The sequence below is a fragment of the Peribacillus sp. TH14 genome (assembly GCF_016651145.1).
Classification (GTDB): domain Bacteria; phylum Bacillota; class Bacilli; order Bacillales; family DSM-1321; genus Peribacillus; species Peribacillus butanolivorans.
Map to the genome: position 1 here is coordinate 3,251,391 of NZ_JAEKEK010000001.1, position 20,818 is coordinate 3,272,208.

Consider the following 20,818-nt stretch of genomic DNA (forward strand, 5'->3'; position numbering starts at 1 on the left):
TACGATTTAGACTGCTTTGTTATTAAAAGATATCCCTTAATTTAAATTAATGTGAGGTATAGCCCCCATCAACAAGAAGGGTTGTACCATTAACAAAACTAGCATCATCACTTGCTAAAAATAAGACAGCCTTTGCTATTTCTTCTGGTTTTCCAAGCCTGCCTTGTGGATGAAGAGAAACTAAATATTCTTTCGTTTGAGGATCAACACTTGCAAGTAAAGGAGTGTCAATATAACCAGGGCAGACCGCATTAATACGAATACCATCTTTTGCATAAGCAGTACATAAGTTTTGAGTTAGTAGCTTCACGCCACCTTTTGCAGAGGAATAGGCTGTTGGATTTGGTAATGAAACAAAACTATGAATAGAACCAGCGTTAACAATGACACCGCCTGTACCTTGTTTAAGAAACTGTTCAATCGAATATTTATCAGAAAGGAATACTCCTGACAAATTAATATCGATGGTTCGTTTCCATTTTTCATAGGACAATTCATGTGCTGGTGCATCATCAGCAACTCCAGCATTTGCATACATAATATCTAGCTTGCCGTATTTATTCACGGTTTCATTGATCATCTGTTTAATATCTTCTTCATTTGTTACATCTGTTTTAACAAATAATGTATTATATCCATTCGTATTCAATTCTACTGATATGTCTTTACCACGTTCTGAAAAGTCAGCAATGACCACTTTTGCTCCTTCTTCAGCAAAAAGGCGAACAGTCGCTTCACCAATTCCACTTGCGCCACCTGTTACGATTGCTACTTTGTCTTTTAATTTCATATCAATCTCTCCATTCTGCAATTAATTCAAGTCGATATCCTATTGTTAACATTGCTAAATCTTTTTATCTTGCTGTTGCTCCACCGTCAATCACAAATTCTGCACCTGTCGTGTAAGCTGATTCATCAGAAGCAAGAAATAGCACTGTATTTGCAACATCTTTTACAGATCCTAGATGTCCTAAAGGAAATAAATTTGCACCTAATTGTTCTTTTGAATTTCCAGTTACCTCAGAAGCATAGTCTGCCATTCCAGTATCGATGTATCCAGGATGGATAGAGTTCACTCTAACCCCCGCAGAAGCATATTCCATCGCCGCATCTTTTGTCATAATACGTACTGCTCCTTTACTAGCACCATATAGAACATGTCCTGGAGATCCCATCAAACCTGCTATGGAGGAAGCATTAATCACTGAACCTTTATTTTGTTTGGCCATCAAAGGCATGATATGTTTCATTCCAAGGAATACGCCAGTCACATTAATAGACATTAGACGATTCCATTCCTCCAGTTCAATCTCTGCAACAGGTTTTATAATATAAATTCCTGCATTGTTGAAAAGAACATCAACTTTGCCAAAAGTCTTGATGGTTTCCTCTGCAACCATTTTCCAGTCTTCTTCTTTGCTAACATCGTGTTGGACGAAAAGTGCTTCTCCACCATTTGTTTGAATGTCTTTTACTGCTTGGCTTCCAGATTCTTGATTTATGTCAGTGATAACAACTTTTGCTCCTTCTTTAGCAAATAATAAGGCTGTTTCTTTACCGATTCCTGTACCTCCACCGGTTATGATGGCTACTTTATTTTCAAGTCTCATTACAAGTACGCATCCTTTCAATATTTATTAAAATCATGGATAAAATTGTGTACAAAGAACCTTTTTACTATTCGAAATCGGATTCAAAAAGATTTACTAACTTGCTACACATTCATCTTACTACGTTCATTTTGAAATACTATCCTATAAGATGATGTATAATAATAGAGTGAATATCCTCCATTTATAGGGTTATTTTGTTTGAAGGAGAAGAATTTCTTATGACTCAGCCATTTCATCCATATGAAGAAATTACGTTTCAACAATTCGTATTGTTCATCAAAACTCATAGCAAACAGATTGAAGAAAATATAAATATCTACCTCAGTCTAGAACCTTCCATTTCCGAGTCAAATCGAAAAATAACTGATACGTTGCTGCATTCATTTTTTCAACTATTAACCCAATCGAACATTGAAGGTATCGATGAAGATTTAGCTAGCCACTTTGACAATTGGCTTCAATCTCAGTTATCGATTTTAAATATGAAAAGTTTTAACCTGTTTCAATTGATTTTCCAAAAATCTTTGATTACACTCATGATCCAAATAAAACATAACCGAATCATTCCTATATTAATGTTTTCATTATCTATTTTTACGTACCTTGTCCATAGTTATAACAATTGGGTAGATGCAGATACTACAGATCTTACCAAGAAAAATCCCCATGAAAATAGGGAACTTAAAAGGCTACAATTATTAGACAAATTAAACAAACTCCTGATTCGCTCTTCAGGAGTTCATGATTTAGCCTATATATTAAAAAAATGTGAAGAGTATTTTCACTATAAACGATGTGTTTTTTACGCTTATATCCCATGGTCGAATCAATTCTATGGTGTAATTGGTGCAGAGCTTCCAAAGGTACAGAGCATGAAAGGACAGCTTACTGAGCAGACTTCAGTTCTTACTTCCAAAAAACCGATATATTTAAAAAATCCAAGAAATTATGTAAAAGAGGAACATATTAAATTATTTAATCTGTCTTCCATTATTTTTATCCCGATCACCCATCAAGATCAATTGTTTGGATGGCTTACTTTTGATCAGTTAGGGGAAGACTTTGATTGTTCGAAAGATGAGTTAGATTTACTTGAACAAGTGGGGAAACGTCTTGGATTATTTTTATCAAGGAAAGGTGAAAAAGTAGCAAAAACTTCCGATCTTCACTTAACAGAAAGAGAAACCACGATTCTTGATTTGCTTTCGGAAGGGTACGACAATAAAAAAATAGGTGAATTATTGTTCTTAAGCGAGCATACGGTGAGAGATTATGTAAGCAGTTTAATGACTAAACTAAAAGCAAAAAATAGGACGCAAGTCGTTGCCCTTGCTTTTCGATTAGGGTTATTAAATTAATTCCCCCCTTTTGCAAATCCGTCAACATTGAGAGGGTCTTAGGAATACCTAAAATATGGACGATGTACACTAAGAAGGACCAAAAATAATGGTCTTTTTTCTTTTGGTTTACTTATGATTTCTCGACTTTCAGCTTCTAGGATTCATTACTTTTTTTGTTTGTTTTCATACACCGTCCAAATTTAGAAGGAAAGTGCAAGATAACGTAATTAATTTTTTGGAAATAGGATTAGAATAAAGAGAGCGTGAAGAAGGAGGGGCAAAATGAAAGAGCCATATAAAATGAACAAAGAATTACTTGATAAAGAGAAGGATGAATTGATCATCCACGCCCCCAGAGAGTTTAGCTTTTCGGAAAACTTGAGATACCTGTCACGATCCTCCAATGAATGTCTATTTGAAATTGTTGATCAAAAAATTTATCGTGCCTTATTCGTAGAAAACGAGACAATATTAGTGGAAATCCGAGCTGAGAACGACACGATGATTTTTGTTCGATTTTTAAGAAGTACTACTTCAGTAGAAAAACATGTTCAAGAAGCCGTTTCCCAATACGTTCGACAATGGTTTGATCTGGACACGAATTTGCTTCCTTTTTATGAGTTAGCAAAAAATGATCCTTTATTGCAAAGGCCAGTAAGTCAATTTTATGGTCTGCGAAATATAGGTATCCCGGATTTATTTGAAGCTATTGCCTGGGGAATTCTTGGGCAGCAAATCAACTTGACGTATGCTTATACATTGAAACGCAGACTTGTTGAGAGATTCGGTAAATCTGTTGAATATGAAGGAGAGAAATATTGGCTGTTCCCAACGCCTGAAGTGATCGCGAATTTAACCGTAGAAGATTTTGTAGAAATGAAGATGACCGTGAAGAAATGCGAATATTTAATTGGCGTGGCCCAACTGATGGTTCGAGGAGATCTCACAAAAGAAGAGTTGTTAAATGCTAAGGATGTTAAAGCGGCTGAAAAAATGCTGACCAAAATTCATGGAATCGGTCCGTGGACAGCGAACTATGTATTGATGCGCTGTTTACGTTTTCCAGCAGCTTTTCCAATTGATGATGTCGGGTTGCATAATTCAATGAAATTGGTTATGGAAACTGAAGCAAAACCTACGAAAGAAGAAATTCTCAAATTATCAGGAGCGTGGGCCAACTGGGAGTCTTATGCGACGTTCTATTTATGGAGATTGCTATATTAAAATGCCATGGTAAAGCCCTCTTGAATTGGTTTCAAGCGGGCTGTTGAATGTTCATTTTTCAATGTGGGAGGCTAGTGTGCTCACAAGGTAATATACCAAAATTCACGGTCCGCTAAAACTAGATTATAAGGTGTTTTAATGTCAGTCCAACTAACGCTTCGATTAATTCCTATGGGCAAGTCTTCGTGGCCACTCAAACTAGTGAAATACTCGATAACTCCGCTAGCGTGCAGTTCTTCCTCTATATACGAATACAATATATCTAAACACTTTTCTTGTATCGCATTGCTTTTGGATAGGTATTTTAGCGGTAAAAGGTTATGGTTAATGGCAACCTGATGTTTGAATGAAAAGTGGGAACTATATGAAAATCTTGTTTTTGATGCCCTATCGTAATTATCTTCAAAATGTAAATGTGTGAAATCCAATTCATCTTTGAAAACATTTGGTTGTTCAGGTGAGACTGGCTTATGTCCAAGCGAACCTTCAGGAAGTTTCATTGGAGAAGCCATATAGATATATTGAGTCAAAAATGTATTCCCCTTTCTCTTACAATAATGTTTTACAGAGCGTACTAAGTGAGAATCCCCCTAATAATTACAAAGTAGCCCAACCATCTCAAGCCTATTCACCATATCTTATTACATTCAATCATGTAGAGGTGAATGACTATGTATATGTACCCAATGTATCATTATGAAAATCAAGATTATCTTATACGACAGTTTCCAGGTCTACCCAGCTTTCCAAGTATACCTGGTTTACCAGGGCTTCCTAGTCAACCGGGATTTCCAGGTGCACCAGGATTTCCGGGCCAACCAGGATTTCCAGGTGCACCAGGATCTCCGGGCCAACCAGGATCACCACCAAGTTCACAAGCGCCAACGGCCCCTCCGCCATCGTTTATCCCTCTCCAACAATCGGCTTCAACATTTGCTGTAGACCCAGGAGCCATTTCATTTTGCTTATTCCGGAATACTTTTATATGGCTAAATAATGGTGCAAGTTTCTGGTATTATCCCATTTTTGTCGGTCCGCGATCTGTTGCAGGCTTCAGATGGAATGGCAGGTTCTGGACGGTTTTTGGCATTGATACAAGACAAATTAATTCATTTACATGTTTTTGAAAATAAAGTATTCAAAGGGGATGTTAGTCAGAATATCCCCTTTGAACATTGGAGAAATTTTATAGCCTAAGCTTTAAACTGCTTTGCTTTCTTCCAATTAGAAAGGGTTTCAAAGCAAGATAGAATCAGGACAAGCCAAAGAAAACCATTATTCAACAAATCCTACTGTTGATTGTCCTCCTCTCTGGTTAAATTATCCCGTAGAAAAGGCTGGTTTTAGTAAAACTCAACAAGTAGTTCCACAAGCTTTATAAGAAATAAATCAAGTAAATACCATTTAGTATTGAACAGGTTTTGGGCTTGGTTTGATAAATCTTTTTCAAAACAAGCTCTCTCTTTTATCAGGGTTAATGTTCATTATTTATTAGAAATGTTAAAATCACTATATTCCTATAAAATTTAAAAGTGGAAATGAAAATAGAGGATGCTGTTGAATATGAAGAAAGTATCGCTAGAAACCAAGATTCTTGGGTTAGTCTTATCATTGAGCTTATTTTTGATTCTCCTATTAACGACCTCCTTTTCCTATATGGAAGGAAGACAAATAGCGAAGGATAAAGGTAAGTTAGCTTTGGAGTTATCAAGAACCATTAGTTTTATGCCTACCGTCACGGAGGCATTTGAATCCGAAAATCCTGCTAGAACGATCCAGCCGATTGCCGAAAAGATTCGCAAGGAAACGGGGGCTGAATTCATCGTTGTAGGAAATAAAGAGGGAATTCGTTATTCTCATCCGTTAGCCTCTGAAATAGGGAAGCGAATGAAAGGCGGGGATAACGACCGAGCTTTAAAAAATGGTGAATATTACGTTTCTGAAGCGGCAGGTTCGCTTGGTCTTTCTATTCGAGGAAAGTCACCGATATTTGATAAGGATGGAAAAATAATTGGAATCGTTTCGGTCGGTTTTTTAGTGAACGATGTTCGTGCCCAAATTTTTAAGGATTTATCTAAAGAGATGATTGTGTCTTTAGTAGCCATTATGATATCAATCGTCGGGAGCTATATGCTGGCAAGAAGCATACGTAAAGATACATTAGGGTTAGAGCCATTTGAAATTGCTAATTTATATAAAGAGAAAAATGCTGTACTTCACTCGGTGAAAGAAGGTATTTTAGCCATTGATCAAAATGGTTTGATTACATCTATGAATCAGCCGGCAAAAAAGTTGCTGGATATAAAAGAACCTGTTCGCCATTTGAATGTAGATGGGTTGTTTCCTTCAACATATTTATACGAAGTGTTGAAATCAGGGGAACCGCAAGTGGATAAAGAAATTTCATGGAAAGATAAATCTGTTATTGTGAATTGCACGCCGATCTTCGATAGTGAAGGTGTAAGCGGTGTAGTCGCTTCGTTCCGTGATCGAACAGAAATAGAGGAAATGGTTAACACATTATCGGAAGTGAAGATGCATTCAGAGGATTTAAGAGCACAGACCCATGAATTTACTAATAAATTATATGTTCTATCCGGATTGATACAGTTAGGGGAATATGATGAAGCAATAGATATGATTCAAAGCGAAACATCCGAATTGTACTCTCTGAACCGTGTTGTTTTCGAACAGATTAAAGATACAAAGGTACAAGCTCTGTTACTTGGGAAGATAGGAAAAGCATCAGAAAAGAAGATTCCCTTTGAAATAGACTCACAAAGTTACTTAGAGAAACTCCAGGACCATATAAAATTGTCCCAACTTACCTTGATTCTTGGCAATATAATCGATAATGCGCTGGAAGCGGTTTCTGGCATGGATGAGCCACTAGTGAAATTTTTCGCTACCGATATCGGAAATGATATGGTATTTGAAGTAAGTGACAATGGAAAGGGAATACCCGAGAATGATATCGCGTTTATTTTCGACCGGGGTTTCACTTCGAAAACAAGTGGAAATCCAAGTGGATATGGACTATCAAATGCTGATCATGTTGTAAAAGAGTTGGGTGGCATCATCGAAGTTCAAAGCGAGGAAGAAAACACCGTATTCACCGTGTATCTTCCTAAAGAGCAGACAGGAGGGAAAGAATGCTAAAAATAAGAGCGGTCATTGCAGAAGATGATTTTCGTGTAGCGGATATCCATGAGAAATTTTTAAAAAACTTTGAAGAAATAGAAGTGGTCGGGAAAGCAGTAAATGCAAAAAAAACTCTTCGGATCTTGGAACAAAAAAGCCCTGATCTGCTTCTGCTTGATGTCTATATGCCGGATCAGCTTGGTACAGACTTACTTCCAAGCATTCGTCAGAAATTCCCGAATGTGGATATTATCATGATTACGGCAGCCACAGAAAAAGAACAACTTGAAAAGGCCCTTCACTATGGTGTAGAGAATTATTTAATTAAACCGGTAGAAATGAAGCGCTTCAACCAAGTCATAGTGGAGTATCTTAAGAAAGCCCACCTTATGCAATCTAAACAAGATATAGACCAGGATTTTGTTGATCTTATTTTAAAAAAGGGATCGTCTACGCCGGAAATCAATGATGGACCTGCATTACCAAAAGGAGTCGACGAAATCACATTAACGAAAGTAATGGAAGTTCTTGAAATAAGCGACATTGGTTTGTCAGCTGAGCAAGTGAGCTCTCAAATCGGCGCTTCTAGAACAACAGCAAGGCGTTATCTGGAATACCTGATATCCGTAAAGAAATGTAAGGCAGAAGTAATATATGGAGTAGTAGGGAGACCAGAACGTAGATATTATAAGATTTGATTCAGAGAAAGATAACCTAGAAATATAAAAACACCTTCGTAAATGGAGGTGTTTTTTGTATGGGAAAATCGGTGGGGAGAAAAGTGCTTTAGAGATTACCAATATTGTTAAAATCATTTAAAAACCAACCATTCAAACCCCGGGCATGGCATCCGGTATTGTCTGAAAATTGAAATGAAAAGTACCTCCGTGAACACAATGAACAAAATTAACAAAATAGTTTTAAAACACAATAAATTGAAAACGCTTACAGATTAAGCATTTTCATATACAATTTACTTTATTAGAAGATAGGAGTGATAGATATGCTCGCTTTATTAGGATACTTGATGATTTTAGTGTTTATGATTTTAATTATGACAGGGCGACTTTCAGCCATGATAGCTTTGATCGTAGTACCTAGTGCCTTCGCACTTATTGGTGGTTTCGGTAGTCAAATGGGTGAAATGGCGCTAGAAGGAATCAAAAGTGTGGCGCCAACAGGAATCATGATTTTATTTGCAATCCTTTTCTTTGGTATTTTGATTGATGCTGGAGTTTTTGATCCAATCATTAATACGATCCTTAGACTTGTAAAAGGAGATCCTGTAAAAATTGCCATCGGTACGGCAGTTTTGGCTTTACTTATTTCGTTAGATGGAGATGGTACAACCACATATATGATCACGATTTCTGCCATGCTTCCGCTATATAAACGGATTGGAATGAAACCGCTTATATTAGCTGGTATCGCTGTTTCTGCATCTGGAGTCATGAATCTTCTTCCTTGGGGAGGCCCGACAGCAAGGGTGATGACTGCTTTGAAACTAGAAATGTCCGATGTTTTCACGCCTGTTATTCCTGCCATGATTGGCGGTGTGCTATTCGTTCTATTCATGGCATATTGTATGGGTAAAAAAGAAAGAAAAAGAATTGGGATAATAGAAGTAGATTATCATGCTGTAGCTCAACATGCGGCTGCAACTGAAGATGCTTACATTAAGCGTCCTAAATTAATTGTCTTTAATTATGCGTTAACACTTACCCTGCTAGTCGCGCTGATTATGGAACTTATGCCTTCAGCGGTCCTATTTATGATAGGTTTTGCCATTGCTATTACGATTAATTATCCGAAAGTAAGTGATCAAAAAGATCGTGTAGCCAATTATGCTGACAATGCTTTATCAGTTGTTTCGATGATATTTGCAGCAGGTGTCTTTACCGGAATTCTTTCCGGAACGGAAATGGTAGATGCTATGGCAAACTCTATGATTCAGCACATTCCTGACCAAATGGGTGCACACTTTGCCGTTATCACAGCTATCATTAGCGCACCTTTTACTTTCTTCATGTCTAATGACGCCTTCTATTATGGCGTACTTCCATTACTTGCTAAGGCAGGTGCTGCTTATGGAATTGATCCTGCCATGATAGGAAGAGCTTCTCTTTTAGGGTTACCAGTTCATCTATTAAGTCCGCTTGTTCCATCAACCTATCTATTGATTGGGATGGTAGGAGAAGATTTTGGAGCCCTGCAGCGTACTTTCTTGAAGTGGGCTTGCGGATCGACACTTGTCATGATTCTGGTATCTCTTGTATTAGGAATAATCCCACTATAAGAGATATAGCAAGTAGTTCCTCGATCTTTTAAAGTACCCTTTTATTGTAAAGAGCCCCATTCGTACTAGTACTAGTACGAATGGGGCTCTTTAATTTCGATTGAAAGGTGGCTCTCTATCCTACTGCTCGCTTTCCTCACTAACACTCTATCTATCAAAGCTCATAATGATATTTATTACTGGCTGATTGAACTACCCACCACTTATCGACCTTACTGTCTGATTGAAGTGGGGGATTCCTAAGAACATTAGCCTATCGGCCAATTTTTAATTAGGCTACTCCCGTAGTTCCTACGGTTAGAAGCCTTAAGGCTTCATTCATTAGATTGAGTCCTGCGTTAATATCTCGATCGTGGTGAGTAGAACAAAAAGGACAATCCCATTCACGAAGATTCAGATGTTTAACGTCTTTATTTTGGTAACCGCAGCTAGAACACAATTGGCTAGAAGCAAACGTTTTAGATACGGTCACGATTTGTTTACCATACCAGTTTGCTTTGTATTCCAACATTTTTTTGAATTGGTACCAAGATACTTCACTAATAGCTTTAGCTAGTTTGTGATTTTTCATCATATTCGACACTTGCAAGTTTTCCATTCCAATAACATCGTGGTTTTTGATGATTTCGGTAGAAACTTTATGTAAGTAATCGATTCGGGCATTTGAAATTTTTTCGTGTAGGATAGCCACTTTTCGTTTTTGTTTTTGATAGTTTTTGGCTTCAGCCAATGGTTTATTTTGATTCAAGGCTATTTCTTGTCGCCTTGAAAGAATCCGTTGTGCTTTGGCCAATTTCTTTTCGACCGTCCGGAAGAATTTTGGGTTTTGATAGACCGTACCATCTGAAAGAATAGCAAAGTTCTTCAAACCAACATCTACACCGCACGAACGATTCGTTTTAGGAAGTACTTGTACATGGGTTTCGGCTAAAACGGAAATGAAATATTTACCCGAAGGGTTCCGCCTGATTGTGGCATTGATGATTCGCCCTTCGACTTCGCGGCTTTTAGCAAAACGAACTAGACCGAGTTTTGGCAATTTGATTTTGTTTCCAACAATTCCAATATTCCCATTCGTATGTTTAGTTGTATAGGACTGGATAGGATTCTTTTTCGATTTGAAGCGTGGTGACTTGTTTTGCTTTTTATAATATCGACTATAGGAATCTGCTAAATTTTCCACCGATTTCTGTAAGGCAATACTGTCTACTTCTTTCAGGAAAGAATACTCTTTCTTTAAAGCTGGAAGTTCTTTGATTGTTGCGTATTTATTCAGAAAAGAACCTTTCCATTCATTAGAGGGTAATTGGCCGTTCTGCTTCATTTCTTCACAGATATACCAGTAGGCATCTTTCTCCTTTTGTTTGCCTAAAAAGAAGTTATAGACAAAACGGGAGCAGCCGATCGTTTTATTGATTAGAACTAGTTGTTCTTTAGTTGGATAGATTCGAAATTTATAAGCTTTGTTTACGACCATTGGTTTCACCCCCTTATAGTTATTATTAACCACCGAACGTATGTTTGTCAAAAGATTACTTTGGCTTATGCCAACCGCCATTCATCTCCCCTTACCGTTGGGCTCTCGCCCTTCACACGTTTGAAGAGGGAATATTCTGGCGGGAAATGATAAAACTAGAATTAAGAGAAACATTATGTTTGTCTTCTCTCTCGCGACAAAATTAGCTTTTTCTTTTATTGAATGTGGATGTACCGTACCTTAACATTAGGTGAAACTATATTAAGAAGGGAAGAGAGCAAAATGGCTCACTTTAATATAAAGGTTGCTGTTCAAAAGTTCGGTAACTTTCTAAGTTCAATGGTCATGCCGAATATATCAGCTTTCATAGCTTGGGGGTTAATCACTGCACTATTCATTCCTTCTGGTTTTCTCCCAAATGAAAGCCTTGCCAAAATGGTTGGCCCAATGGTTACTTTCTTACTTCCGCTTTTAATTGGGTATACAGGTGGTAAGTTAGTTCATGATCACCGAGGGGGCGTAGTTGGTGCTATTGCGACTATGGGTGTTATTGTTGGATCTGATATTCCAATGTTCCTTGGTGCAATGATCATGGGGCCGTTTGGCGGATATGTTATCAAGAAATTCGATCAATTTATTGAAGGAAAAATAAAAGCCGGTTTTGAAATGCTTGTTAACAATTTCTCAGCTGGGATTCTTGGCGGCTTGCTGTCCATTCTATCTTTCTTAGCGATAGGTCCTGCTGTTGACGTGTTTACAGGATGGCTTGTAGCAGGTGTTGATTGGCTTGTAGGTACAGGTTTACTGCCATTAACAAGTATTCTAATCGAACCTGCCAAAGTATTGTTCTTAAACAATGCAATTAATCATGGCGTCCTTTCACCAATCGGTGTAGAGCAAGTTAAACAAACTGGATCTTCCATTCTGTTTCTGCTTGAAGCAAATCCTGGACCCGGTATTGGTATTCTGCTTGCTTATTGCTTCTTCGGAAAAGGTACTGCGAAGAGATCGGCGCCTGGAGCTGCCATCATTCATTTCTTCGGTGGTATCCATGAAATATATTTCCCTTATATTCTAATGAAACCGATGTTATTTTTAGCGGTCATTCTTGGAGGCATGAGCGGAGTTTTCACTTTAGTTCTTTTAGGCGGCGGATTGTTCGCTCCCGCTTCGCCAGGCAGTATTCTTGCCATTACAGCGGTAACTCCGCATAATATGGGCGCATATATTGCTAACTTTGCAGGTGTGATCGTAGCTGCAATTGTATCATTCATCGTAGCTGCATTCGTCTTGAAAACAGGCAAACAGACGGAGGAAAATATCGAAGATGCTGCGAAAAAAATGCAAGAAATGAAAGGGAAGAAAAGTTCTGTTGCTGATGTATTTGCTTCAGATCCGGGCACTATGCCAACAAACGTCAGTAAAATTATTTTTGCTTGCGATGCTGGTATGGGTTCAAGTGCAATGGGTGCTTCCCTCCTGCGCAAAAAGGTAAAGGAAGCTGGTTTGAATATTGATGTTACAAATACAGCAATCAGCAACATTCCTTCTGACGCACAAATTGTTATTACACAGGAAGAGTTAACTCCAAGAGCACAAAATAAAGTGCCGAATGCTTTTCATGTATCTGTCGATAACTTCTTATCAAGTCCTGAATACGATTCATTGCTAGCGCGGCTTCAGGATGATGGTACTGACGAGCTTCATGAGATTGTCGAAGATGCTGAAGAGGAAGTTCCAGGTGTTCGTGAACATTCAATTGAACCTGGCATCGATGCAGGTGAAGAAGATGCACCGGATGATAATGATCTGCTTCGCGAAGAAAATGTCTTCCTTAATCAGCATTTTGACAATAAGGAAGAAGCGATCCGCTTTGCGGGAAGAGCTTTGGTAAATGCAGGATACGTTAAGGAAAGCTACATTGAAGCGATGATTGCACGTGATGAAATGACTTCAACCTATATGGGAAATGATGTAGCCATTCCACACGGAACTGAGGAAGCTAAGAAAGATGTCCTTAAATCTGGATTTACCGTTTTACAGATACCAAACGGTGTCGATTTTGACGGTCAAAAGGCTCGGTTAATATTCGGAATAGCCGGCAAGGATGGCACGCATCTTGAAATTCTATCTGGCATTGCGGTTACTTGCTCGGAGATGGAGAATATTGAAAAGATGGTTAAAGCCACATCAGCCAGGGAATTGATGGATATTATAAACGTTAAAAATAATTAAATACTCTTAACCAAGAATAGAAAAGCGTTTTACGCTTTTCTATTCAGTATTTTCTCGTGTTACTCCACCTGAAATGAGTTGGTAGCATGTATATTACTTCAAGGGAAAAATCAATCATAGAATTGATCATAAAAACTTCAGGAAAACATACGGCCATATCCATTGCAACACAACTGAATGTAAGTGTCCGGACGGTTCAACGTGATCTGAAGGCCATAGAAAAAATCCTGCAATCTTTTGAGTTGCATTTAACACGCAATACACATGAAGGGCTGTCCATCGATGGGAAGAATGAACAAGTCTTTAGGCTTGTACAGCATCTGATGGGTAATCATCCGATTGATCAAACGCCACAAGAAAGAAAGTTGCATCTTCTTTTAGCTTTACTGCAGGAAGAATCATATAAAACTCAAGCTCTAGCGGGGGATCTCGGTATAAGCATAACCACTCTTTCAACCTATTTAGACGAACTGACTGAGTGGATAAGAAATTTTAATATCGTGATTACCAGAAAAAGGGGAGTCGGAATAGAGCTTACCGGCACTGAAGAAAATAAACGGAAAGCTCAGGCTGCCTATTTCTTGCACTTCTTTAATGAAGAGCTGATTGAAAGTTTATTTTTGTTGCAAGAAGGAAAATTCCCAGAAGGGAAAATCCTCGACTATTTCGATCCCGATTATCTTCTGGCTATTGATGGGGTGCTGAACTCGACCTTTAACAGTGTCCATTCGCGTTTGGCTGATAGCGGGTATATAGGGTTAATTGTGCATATTTATGTAACCCTGCAAAGGAATGAAAGCCAATTTTTTTTGGAGAAGGACTTCAAGAAAATAAGAGAACTTTCGGATGAGAATAATCTTATGAATAAAATAGGCAAGGAACTCAGCACCATGCTGGAAGTCTCTTTTACTATCGATGATATAAGCTACCTGGCCGCCATCCTTAAAGGTTCCAAGCTTCATGCGGCGGATGCAGTTCCATATGACAGTGTGGTGCTAGGCCAGCTGATAAGGAATTTGATAAAAGATGTTTCTGCTCAATTGCAAATCGATTTGACCAAGGATTTCCCATTGTATCAAGGGCTCCTTGCTCACATGGAACCATCGCTTTTCCGGATCAAACAGGAAATGGGATTATATAATCCCTTAACGGAAGATATTAAACGAAAGTATCCGGTTCTCTTTTTAGCAGTAAAGACCAGTCTGGAAAAGGGGTTCAAAGAAATTAAAGATTTTCCTGAAGATGAAATAGCCTTCATTGTCCTTCATTTCGGATCTGCATTAGTGATGCGGGAGGAAGAAATATCAATAAGGGCACTCATTGTTTGTCCGACAGGTATAGGTACGTCGAAGATGCTTGCAAGCCGGATCAAAAAAGAAATCATAGAAATCCAGACTGTAGAAATCAAGACGATCAAAGATATCCAGCAGCAGGGCAGCCTGAAAAACTATGATGTAATCATTTCTACGGTTCGGCTTCCGTATATCGATATGGATTATATCGTCGTATCCCCTCTTTTGAGTGAAGAGAATATATTGAACATCAGGAATTATTTAAGGAAGAATATTGAAAACTTCACTAAGAATAAGCGTTATAGCAGTCATTCAGCCCAAAAGGATTCCCTGCCAAAAAAAGAGAATGGCGAATTGAAAGAAGTATTGCAGGAACTGAAAGACGTCCAACAAGCAATAGACGCTGTTATCAATAATTTCCGGTTTTATCGGCTGCCGCATCTGAAAGGACATCCGCGAATCATCGAAGAAATGGTTCGGATGGCTGAAAAGGAAGATCTGCTAAAGGATGCGGATGATGTGATTGGATCTCTTAACGAACGGGAAAAAAAAGGTGGTTTAGGTATTCCAGGCACTGGAATGGGCCTTTTTCATACCAGACATAAGAATGTGAAAGAGCTGATTTTCCAGGTGGCCCACTTAGATGAACTCTGTATGGTAAGAGGAATGGACGGAAAAGACGTGTATATGAAAAACCTGTTGCTGATGCTTGCACCTGAAGAATTAAGTGCGAAGCAGCAGGAAATCGTCAGCTTAATCAGTTCAAGTTTAATTGAAAGCAATGAATCTATAATGATTTTTTCATCATCAGAGGAAGAAGTAATTCGCAGTAGAATGGAAGCCATATTTTTGGATTATTTATATACTAACTTGATAAAGGGATGATAGAAATGAAACAAGTAGTACATTTCGGTGCAGGGAATATTGGAAGAGGATTTATTGGGGCACTCTTTTCACAATCTGGATATCATGTAACATTTGTAGATATAGCTGATCAAATCATCGACCAGTTAAATGATAAAAAGCAATACCAAGTCAAATTGGCGACTGATCAGCAAGAATCGGTCACAGTAGAGAATGTATCAGGTTTAAACAGCTTAAAGCAGGAAGAGGAAATCATCAAGGCAATTAAAGAAGCAACATACCTTACGACTGCAATCGGTCCGAATATTTTGCCTCACATCGCACCTTTAATTGCAAAAGGGTTAACTTCAAGAGTGAAGGAAACCGATGATAAACTGTATGTGATTGCTTGCGAAAACCAAATATCAGCAACAGATCTTTTAGAAGGATACATTCTAGAAAACTTAGATCAAGATACAAAGGCAAACTTAGCTGATAAAGTATCCTTCTTTAATTCAGCTGTTGATCGAATTGTTCCGATTCAAAATAACGAGGGTTCCCTCGATGTTTTAGTAGAACCTTATTATGAATGGGTCGTTGAAACGAATGAAAACATTCCTGCCGTTGAGGGGATGACCATTGTAAAAGAACTCGCTCCATTCATTGAAAGAAAACTTTTTACCGTTAATACAGGACATGCTGTCATTGCTTACTTGGGTTATCTTAAGGATAACAAATTGACGATTGACCAGTCATTGGAAGACGAAGGCATTGTAAAGCAAGTCAAGAAAACATTAGATGAAACTGGAGCCTATTTAATAAAGGAATACCAGTTGAACCCAGACGAGCATCAGCAATATATTAACAAGATTATTAACCGATTTAAAAATTCTTACTTAAATGACTCAGTAAATAGAGTAGGCCGTTCACCTCTGCGTAAGCTTGGACCAAACGACCGTCTTGTACGCCCTGCAGTAGAAGCGAAGAAAGCTGGACTTTCCTATACACATCTAGCGAAGGCAATAGCAGCAGCTTTACTCTTTAACTATAACGAGGATGAAGAAGCACTAAGGCTGCAAGCGATGGTGAAAGAAAACGGTGTACCTTCTGTTCTTAAAGAAGTTAGTGGTTTAGACGAAAATAGCGAAATTACCAAAGAAGTTGTCAGTCATTACAATGAGTTAAAGAAATAAATAGTTTATGACCAGAGCTCCTGAAATGAATTTTCAGGAGCTCTTTAACTTAGGAATATTGCTGAAGGGATGCAAAGTACTTACGTGATCAATTGCTTTACGCTATACAATGCTCAAAAGGATAAAATAAATTTCTCTCAATACCGACTAAACCACTAAAGATAATTGACTACAGAACAGTAATTTTATATGATAATACTGACTGACTAATCAATCGGGAGGTGAGAAAGAATTTCTACAGAAAAGGTGGATAGAAGAGAGCAAATATTAGAGATTTCGCAACAACTTTTTGCTTCACTTGGTTATCATAAAACGAAGATCTCTGACATCGTTCGAGAAGCGGGTATTGCGCAGGGAACTTTTTATTGGCATTTTAAAAGTAAAGAAGCTATTGCTTTAGAAATTATTCAAGAAGGGCGGAACGGACTTCTGGAAGTTGTAGCGCACGGACATCGAAAATTTCCTGGAACTGTTAAGGATGTTGTGAGTTCCTCTGAAAAGTTATTTGAAGAGTTGTTTGATTTTTCCGCATCTAATCGATATATGATGGAAATGATATTCAAAGGAATTGACGGTGAAGAGTCACTTAAACAGGTGATTATTGAAACTCGATTGAAGGTGGAAGAAGCTTTTCAAAATAATATTAAAAGAGCGATGGAGCTAAACATTCTACCGGAAAGGGATCCTGGTTTACAAGCTGCATTATTAATGAGTTTATTTGAAGGAATCCTATCTAGGTGGTTATTCGGACCGGTCTCAGAGGGTTCGCATATACGAAACAAAACAACGGCGGAACTGGCTAAAGAAATGGTCAGATTCGAATTTTTTGGATTATTAGGAACATAAAAAGGAGACAGATTATTATGAAGAAAAAATATTCATACCTTACATTGGTATTATTATTAGCATTTACTTTGATTTTAAGTGCTTGTGGTTCGAAAGATGATAAGGCAAGCGAAAATAAAGAAAGCAGTGCAGATTTATTACAACAAATCAAAGATCGCGGAACACTTAAAGTAGGGCTTATGGGTACATATCAGCCATACAATTTCTTGAATGATAAGAAAGAGATGGATGGATTTGATGCTGATATCGCGAAAGAAATGGCCAAGCGTCTTGGAGTGGATGTTGAATTTGTTTCTCAAGAATTTTCAGGTATGGTGGCAGGATTACAAACAAAAAAATTTGATGCAGTTATTAGTCAAATGACCATTACTGATGAACGTAAAAAACAAATGGACTTTACGGAACCGTATATCACTAACCATGTGAAGGTAATCGTTCAAGAAGATAATAACTCGATTAAGTCTGTAAAAGATTTCAAAGGCAAGAACATTGGAGTGGGGCTAGGTACTAATGACGAAACATATCTTCGTACAGAGCTGCTTCCAGAGGTGGGGGATTTTACAATTAAAACATATGATGATGTTATTACATCATTAAAGGATTTGGACTCTGGAAGAATCGATGCAACCATTAATAATATGTATGCGTTGAAACCAGTTGTAGAGAGTAATGGATTTAAGATCAAAGCAGTTGGTGAACCGGTTAAATCTGATAAAGCAGGAATCGCGATTCGTAAAGGCAATGAATCATTATTGAAAGAATTGAATAAACATCTAGCTGATATGAAAGAAGACGGCACATATAATGAGATTTTTGTGAAATGGTTTGGGGAAGAGCCAAAAGAATAAACCTTTAGTAGTAGAAAGGATACAAGCAAAGTTATGGATGTTATTTGGGTTAACCTACCATTTTTATTGAAGGGAGCGTATTATACGCTCCTTATCACCATTATTTCAATGTTTTTTGGATCGATTATTGCTGTGGTTGTGGCGGTAGCAAGACTAAAAGGTAATAAGTTTATTAGGTGGATGGCTCGTGCATATGTTTCCATCATAAGAGGTACTCCCACTTTGGTCCAAATTATTATTGTGTATTATGGACTGGCTGATTACGGATTAAATCTTCAACCACTAACAGCGGCTTATATTGCGTTAAGTATTAGTATCGGGGCTTACCTGTCTGAAACATTACGCGGGGCGATTCAATCTATCCCTAAAGGGCAATATGAAGCGGCATATGCTTCTGGAATGACGCCATATCAAACGATGCGCAGGATTATTTTCCCGCAAGCGATTCGGGTGGCCATCCCGCCAGCAGGCAATACATTTATTGGGATGTTAAAAGAGACATCACTTGTCTCCGTTATAACGGTTACCGAATTATTGCGTTCAGCTCAATTATTAATCGCTCAATACTATGTGTACATGCCATTTTATTTAGCAATTGCGCTAATGTATTGGATTATGAGTACAGGATTTTCCTTTGTCTTGGAAAGAATTGAAAAACGGTTATCAATATATGACTAAGTATGGTGAAGTAGAATGATAAACATCAACAACCTATCGAAGAGTTTTTCAACATTAGAAGTGTTGAAGGATATTAATTTACAAGTGAACAGCGGCGAAGTTGTTGTGATTCTTGGACCGAGTGGTTCAGGTAAAAGTACATTGCTTCGATGTATAAATGGTCTCGAAGAATTAACGAGTGGAACTATTGAAGTGAGCAACATTGTCGTTGATGCGAAAAAAAGTCATAAAGAGCGCAATAAACAAATTAAAAAAGTCCGTCTTCATACGGGAATGGTTTTTCAACAATTTAATTTATATCCGCATAAAACGGTATTGGAAAATGTTATCGAAGCACTGTTAATTGTGAAAAAATGGTCGAAAAATGATGCAGAGATAAAAGGGGAAACGCTGTTAAAAAGAGTAGGTTTGATTGATAAAAAAGATGTGTATCCTTCCCGATTATCTGGAGGTCAGCAACAAAGAGTTGCGATTGCAAGAGCACTTGCCATGGAACCGGATATCTTATTGTTCGATGAACCAACGTCTGCATTAGATCCAGAGTTGGTAGATGAGGTGTTGGCTGTAATTAAAGAACTTGCTCAAGATGGAATGACCATGGCTATCGTTACACATGAGATGACTTTTGCTCAGGAAGTTGCTGATCGAATCGTCTTCATGTCAGATGGTGTCATTGTTGAAGAAGGTCCCCCAGAGGAATTCTTTTCACAACCACAAACCGATCGAGCCAAGAAATTTTTGAAGAAAATGTAGTTAATATAAGGAGAGCTGGAGGAATTATTATGAAAGTAGTAACAAAATGGAATGGCCAGCGTGCTTTCACAGCTGTTGGAGATTCAGGTTATGAAGTAAGTATGGACGCAACTCCTGCATATGGAGGCGAAGGTAAAGGATGTACACCAACTGAAATGCTGCTGGCTTCTCTAGCTGGTTGCATTGGAATTGATGTCACGATGATACTGAAACCTTATTTGTCATCTGTGGACAAGCTTGAAATTGAAACAGATGGCACGAGAAAAGAAGAATTGCCAAAAGGATTCACATCCATTGTTGTGACTTTCATCATTGATGGGCAAGTGGACAGTAAACGAATCTGGAGGGCAATTAATCTGGGCAAAGAAAAATACTGTGCGGTATCAGATTCTTTGAAAGCCGATATCTCATTCCGGCTAATTTTAAATGGGGAAGAACAAGCAAAAATAGTTACTGATCAGAACCAAGGAGAATAAATACTTTTAACTTTTCAAAGGCACTGTGGAGAAATCTCTACGGTGCTTTTGTTGTTTTTAAGGAAAAAGAAAAAGGATATTTCTTAGGAATATAAATTTAACGCTTGTAAATAGTAATCATTACGTTTTATAATGAGAGACAGTCAAGACATCTATAGTGATAATTCTTGAACAAAAAGGATTTTTTTATAATATAAATCGTAATTATTTTGATTTGTGTGATGAAGGGGTCTTTTTATGTTGAGAATATAGCTCGTACTTGAATTTGGTACTTTTACTCGTGAGTTTAGCGCATTTACTCGTGAATTTGGTGCAGTTTCTCGTGAGCTTGGCGCATTTACTCGTGAGTTTGGCGCATTTACTCGTGAGTTTGGCGCATTTACTCGTGAGTTTGGCGCATTTACTCGTGAGTTTGGCGCATTTACTCGTGAGTTTGGCGCATTTACTCGTGAGTTTAGCGCAGTTACTCGTGAATTTAGCGCTTTTACTCGTGAATTTAGCGCAGTTACTCGTGAGTTTGGCACTTTTACTCGTGAATTTAGCGCAGTTACTCGTGAGTTTAG

The 20,818-nt window shown here is 38.0% G+C and carries 18 protein-coding genes; 14 read left to right on the top strand and 4 right to left on the bottom strand.

Annotated features, from left to right (window positions below; genetic code table 11):
* Positions 1-46 precede the first annotated feature (46 nt).
* Positions 47-790: an SDR family NAD(P)-dependent oxidoreductase gene (locus tag JFU50_RS15765; RefSeq protein WP_201223274.1), complete on the bottom strand. Its 744-nt coding sequence runs from the start codon at positions 788-790 to the stop codon at positions 47-49.
* 64 nt (positions 791-854) lie between these two features.
* Entirely contained in the window at positions 855-1,610 is a 756-nt protein-coding gene (locus JFU50_RS15770; protein WP_201223275.1) for an SDR family NAD(P)-dependent oxidoreductase, read from the bottom strand.
* A gap of 221 nt (positions 1,611-1,831) precedes the next feature.
* Here JFU50_RS15770 and JFU50_RS15775 point away from each other — a divergent pair, with 221 nt between their 5' ends.
* Entirely contained in the window at positions 1,832-2,971 is a 1,140-nt protein-coding gene (locus tag JFU50_RS15775; protein WP_201223276.1) for a LuxR C-terminal-related transcriptional regulator, read from the top strand.
* A 264-nt stretch (positions 2,972-3,235) separates the two neighbouring features.
* On the top strand, positions 3,236-4,177 hold the full coding sequence (locus JFU50_RS15780; protein ID WP_397443379.1) for a DNA-3-methyladenine glycosylase family protein: 942 nt from the start codon (positions 3,236-3,238) through the stop codon (positions 4,175-4,177).
* Positions 4,178-4,257: 80 nt separating this feature from the next.
* On the opposite strand, the gene JFU50_RS15785 is transcribed toward JFU50_RS15780, so the two are convergent.
* Positions 4,258-4,707 (bottom strand): hypothetical protein, encoded by a 450-nt coding sequence (locus JFU50_RS15785; protein WP_201223277.1) that lies wholly within the window; start codon positions 4,705-4,707, stop codon positions 4,258-4,260.
* Positions 4,708-4,848: 141 nt separating this feature from the next.
* Here JFU50_RS15785 and JFU50_RS15790 point away from each other — a divergent pair, with 141 nt between their 5' ends.
* The 4 genes from JFU50_RS15790 to JFU50_RS15805 all read left to right on the top strand — a co-directional run bounded on the left by JFU50_RS15790 (position 4,849) and on the right by JFU50_RS15805 (position 9,614).
* On the top strand, positions 4,849-5,304 hold the full coding sequence (locus JFU50_RS15790) for a collagen-like protein (RefSeq protein ID WP_201223278.1): 456 nt from the start codon (positions 4,849-4,851) through the stop codon (positions 5,302-5,304).
* A gap of 436 nt (positions 5,305-5,740) precedes the next feature.
* Complete coding sequence (locus tag JFU50_RS15795) at positions 5,741-7,336, top strand: ATP-binding protein (RefSeq protein ID WP_201223280.1); 1,596 nt, start codon at positions 5,741-5,743, stop codon at positions 7,334-7,336.
* On the top strand, positions 7,330-8,016 hold the full coding sequence (locus tag JFU50_RS15800; protein WP_056529765.1) for a response regulator: 687 nt from the start codon (positions 7,330-7,332) through the stop codon (positions 8,014-8,016). Before JFU50_RS15795 ends, JFU50_RS15800 begins: the two co-directional genes overlap by 7 nt.
* A 305-nt stretch (positions 8,017-8,321) precedes the next feature.
* Positions 8,322-9,614: a CitMHS family transporter gene (locus tag JFU50_RS15805; RefSeq protein ID WP_201223281.1), complete on the top strand. Its 1,293-nt coding sequence runs from the start codon at positions 8,322-8,324 to the stop codon at positions 9,612-9,614.
* Positions 9,615-9,885: 271 nt separating this feature from the next.
* Here the strand turns inward: JFU50_RS15805 and tnpB are convergent, their stop codons facing one another.
* Complete coding sequence (tnpB, locus tag JFU50_RS15810) at positions 9,886-11,091, bottom strand: IS200/IS605 family element RNA-guided endonuclease TnpB (RefSeq protein ID WP_201223282.1); 1,206 nt, start codon at positions 11,089-11,091, stop codon at positions 9,886-9,888.
* Positions 11,092-11,373: 282 nt separating this feature from the next.
* Between tnpB and JFU50_RS15815 the strand changes: the two genes are divergently transcribed.
* The 8 genes from JFU50_RS15815 (at position 11,374) to JFU50_RS15850 (ending at position 20,255) form a co-directional block, all read left to right on the top strand.
* Positions 11,374-13,326: a PTS mannitol transporter subunit IICBA gene (locus JFU50_RS15815; protein ID WP_201186401.1), complete on the top strand. Its 1,953-nt coding sequence runs from the start codon at positions 11,374-11,376 to the stop codon at positions 13,324-13,326.
* Between the two features lie 86 nt (positions 13,327-13,412).
* On the top strand, positions 13,413-15,503 hold the full coding sequence (locus JFU50_RS15820; protein WP_201223283.1) for a BglG family transcription antiterminator: 2,091 nt from the start codon (positions 13,413-13,415) through the stop codon (positions 15,501-15,503).
* A gap of 5 nt (positions 15,504-15,508) precedes the next feature.
* Positions 15,509-16,654 carry a mannitol-1-phosphate 5-dehydrogenase gene (locus JFU50_RS15825; RefSeq protein ID WP_201223284.1) on the top strand — a complete coding sequence of 382 codons (1,146 nt, stop codon included), beginning with the start codon at positions 15,509-15,511 and terminating at the stop codon, positions 16,652-16,654.
* A 246-nt stretch (positions 16,655-16,900) separates the two neighbouring features.
* Entirely contained in the window at positions 16,901-17,500 is a 600-nt protein-coding gene (locus JFU50_RS15830; protein ID WP_309558054.1) for a TetR/AcrR family transcriptional regulator, read from the top strand.
* A gap of 17 nt (positions 17,501-17,517) precedes the next feature.
* On the top strand, positions 17,518-18,348 hold the full coding sequence (locus JFU50_RS15835; protein ID WP_201223285.1) for a transporter substrate-binding domain-containing protein: 831 nt from the start codon (positions 17,518-17,520) through the stop codon (positions 18,346-18,348).
* A 33-nt stretch (positions 18,349-18,381) separates the two neighbouring features.
* Positions 18,382-19,026: an amino acid ABC transporter permease gene (locus JFU50_RS15840; protein WP_201186391.1), complete on the top strand. Its 645-nt coding sequence runs from the start codon at positions 18,382-18,384 to the stop codon at positions 19,024-19,026.
* Between the two features lie 15 nt (positions 19,027-19,041).
* Positions 19,042-19,779 (top strand): amino acid ABC transporter ATP-binding protein, encoded by a 738-nt coding sequence (locus tag JFU50_RS15845; protein ID WP_053347481.1) that lies wholly within the window; start codon positions 19,042-19,044, stop codon positions 19,777-19,779.
* Positions 19,780-19,808: 29 nt separating this feature from the next.
* Positions 19,809-20,255, top strand: coding sequence for an OsmC family protein (locus tag JFU50_RS15850; protein ID WP_053347480.1), 447 nt, complete (start codon positions 19,809-19,811; stop codon positions 20,253-20,255).
* Positions 20,256-20,818 lie beyond the last annotated feature (563 nt).

Coding starts and splice junctions, on each gene's coding strand:
- JFU50_RS15815 (WP_201186401.1), top strand. CDS start 11,374: ATGGCTCACTTTAATATAAAGGTTGCTGTTCAAAAGTTCGGTAACTTT.
- JFU50_RS15790 (WP_201223278.1), top strand. CDS start 4,849: ATGTATATGTACCCAATGTATCATTATGAAAATCAAGATTATCTTATA.
- JFU50_RS15825 (WP_201223284.1), top strand. CDS start 15,509: ATGAAACAAGTAGTACATTTCGGTGCAGGGAATATTGGAAGAGGATTT.
- JFU50_RS15850 (WP_053347480.1), top strand. CDS start 19,809: ATGAAAGTAGTAACAAAATGGAATGGCCAGCGTGCTTTCACAGCTGTT.
- JFU50_RS15800 (WP_056529765.1), top strand. CDS start 7,330: ATGCTAAAAATAAGAGCGGTCATTGCAGAAGATGATTTTCGTGTAGCG.
- tnpB (WP_201223282.1), bottom strand. CDS start 11,091: ATGGTCGTAAACAAAGCTTATAAATTTCGAATCTATCCAACTAAAGAA.
- JFU50_RS15775 (WP_201223276.1), top strand. CDS start 1,832: ATGACTCAGCCATTTCATCCATATGAAGAAATTACGTTTCAACAATTC.
- JFU50_RS15780 (WP_397443379.1), top strand. CDS start 3,236: ATGAAAGAGCCATATAAAATGAACAAAGAATTACTTGATAAAGAGAAG.
- JFU50_RS15805 (WP_201223281.1), top strand. CDS start 8,322: ATGCTCGCTTTATTAGGATACTTGATGATTTTAGTGTTTATGATTTTA.
- JFU50_RS15820 (WP_201223283.1), top strand. CDS start 13,413: ATGTATATTACTTCAAGGGAAAAATCAATCATAGAATTGATCATAAAA.
- JFU50_RS15835 (WP_201223285.1), top strand. CDS start 17,518: ATGAAGAAAAAATATTCATACCTTACATTGGTATTATTATTAGCATTT.
- JFU50_RS15765 (WP_201223274.1), bottom strand. CDS start 790: ATGAAATTAAAAGACAAAGTAGCAATCGTAACAGGTGGCGCAAGTGGA.
- JFU50_RS15795 (WP_201223280.1), top strand. CDS start 5,741: ATGAAGAAAGTATCGCTAGAAACCAAGATTCTTGGGTTAGTCTTATCA.
- JFU50_RS15840 (WP_201186391.1), top strand. CDS start 18,382: ATGGATGTTATTTGGGTTAACCTACCATTTTTATTGAAGGGAGCGTAT.
- JFU50_RS15845 (WP_053347481.1), top strand. CDS start 19,042: ATGATAAACATCAACAACCTATCGAAGAGTTTTTCAACATTAGAAGTG.
- JFU50_RS15770 (WP_201223275.1), bottom strand. CDS start 1,610: ATGAGACTTGAAAATAAAGTAGCCATCATAACCGGTGGAGGTACAGGA.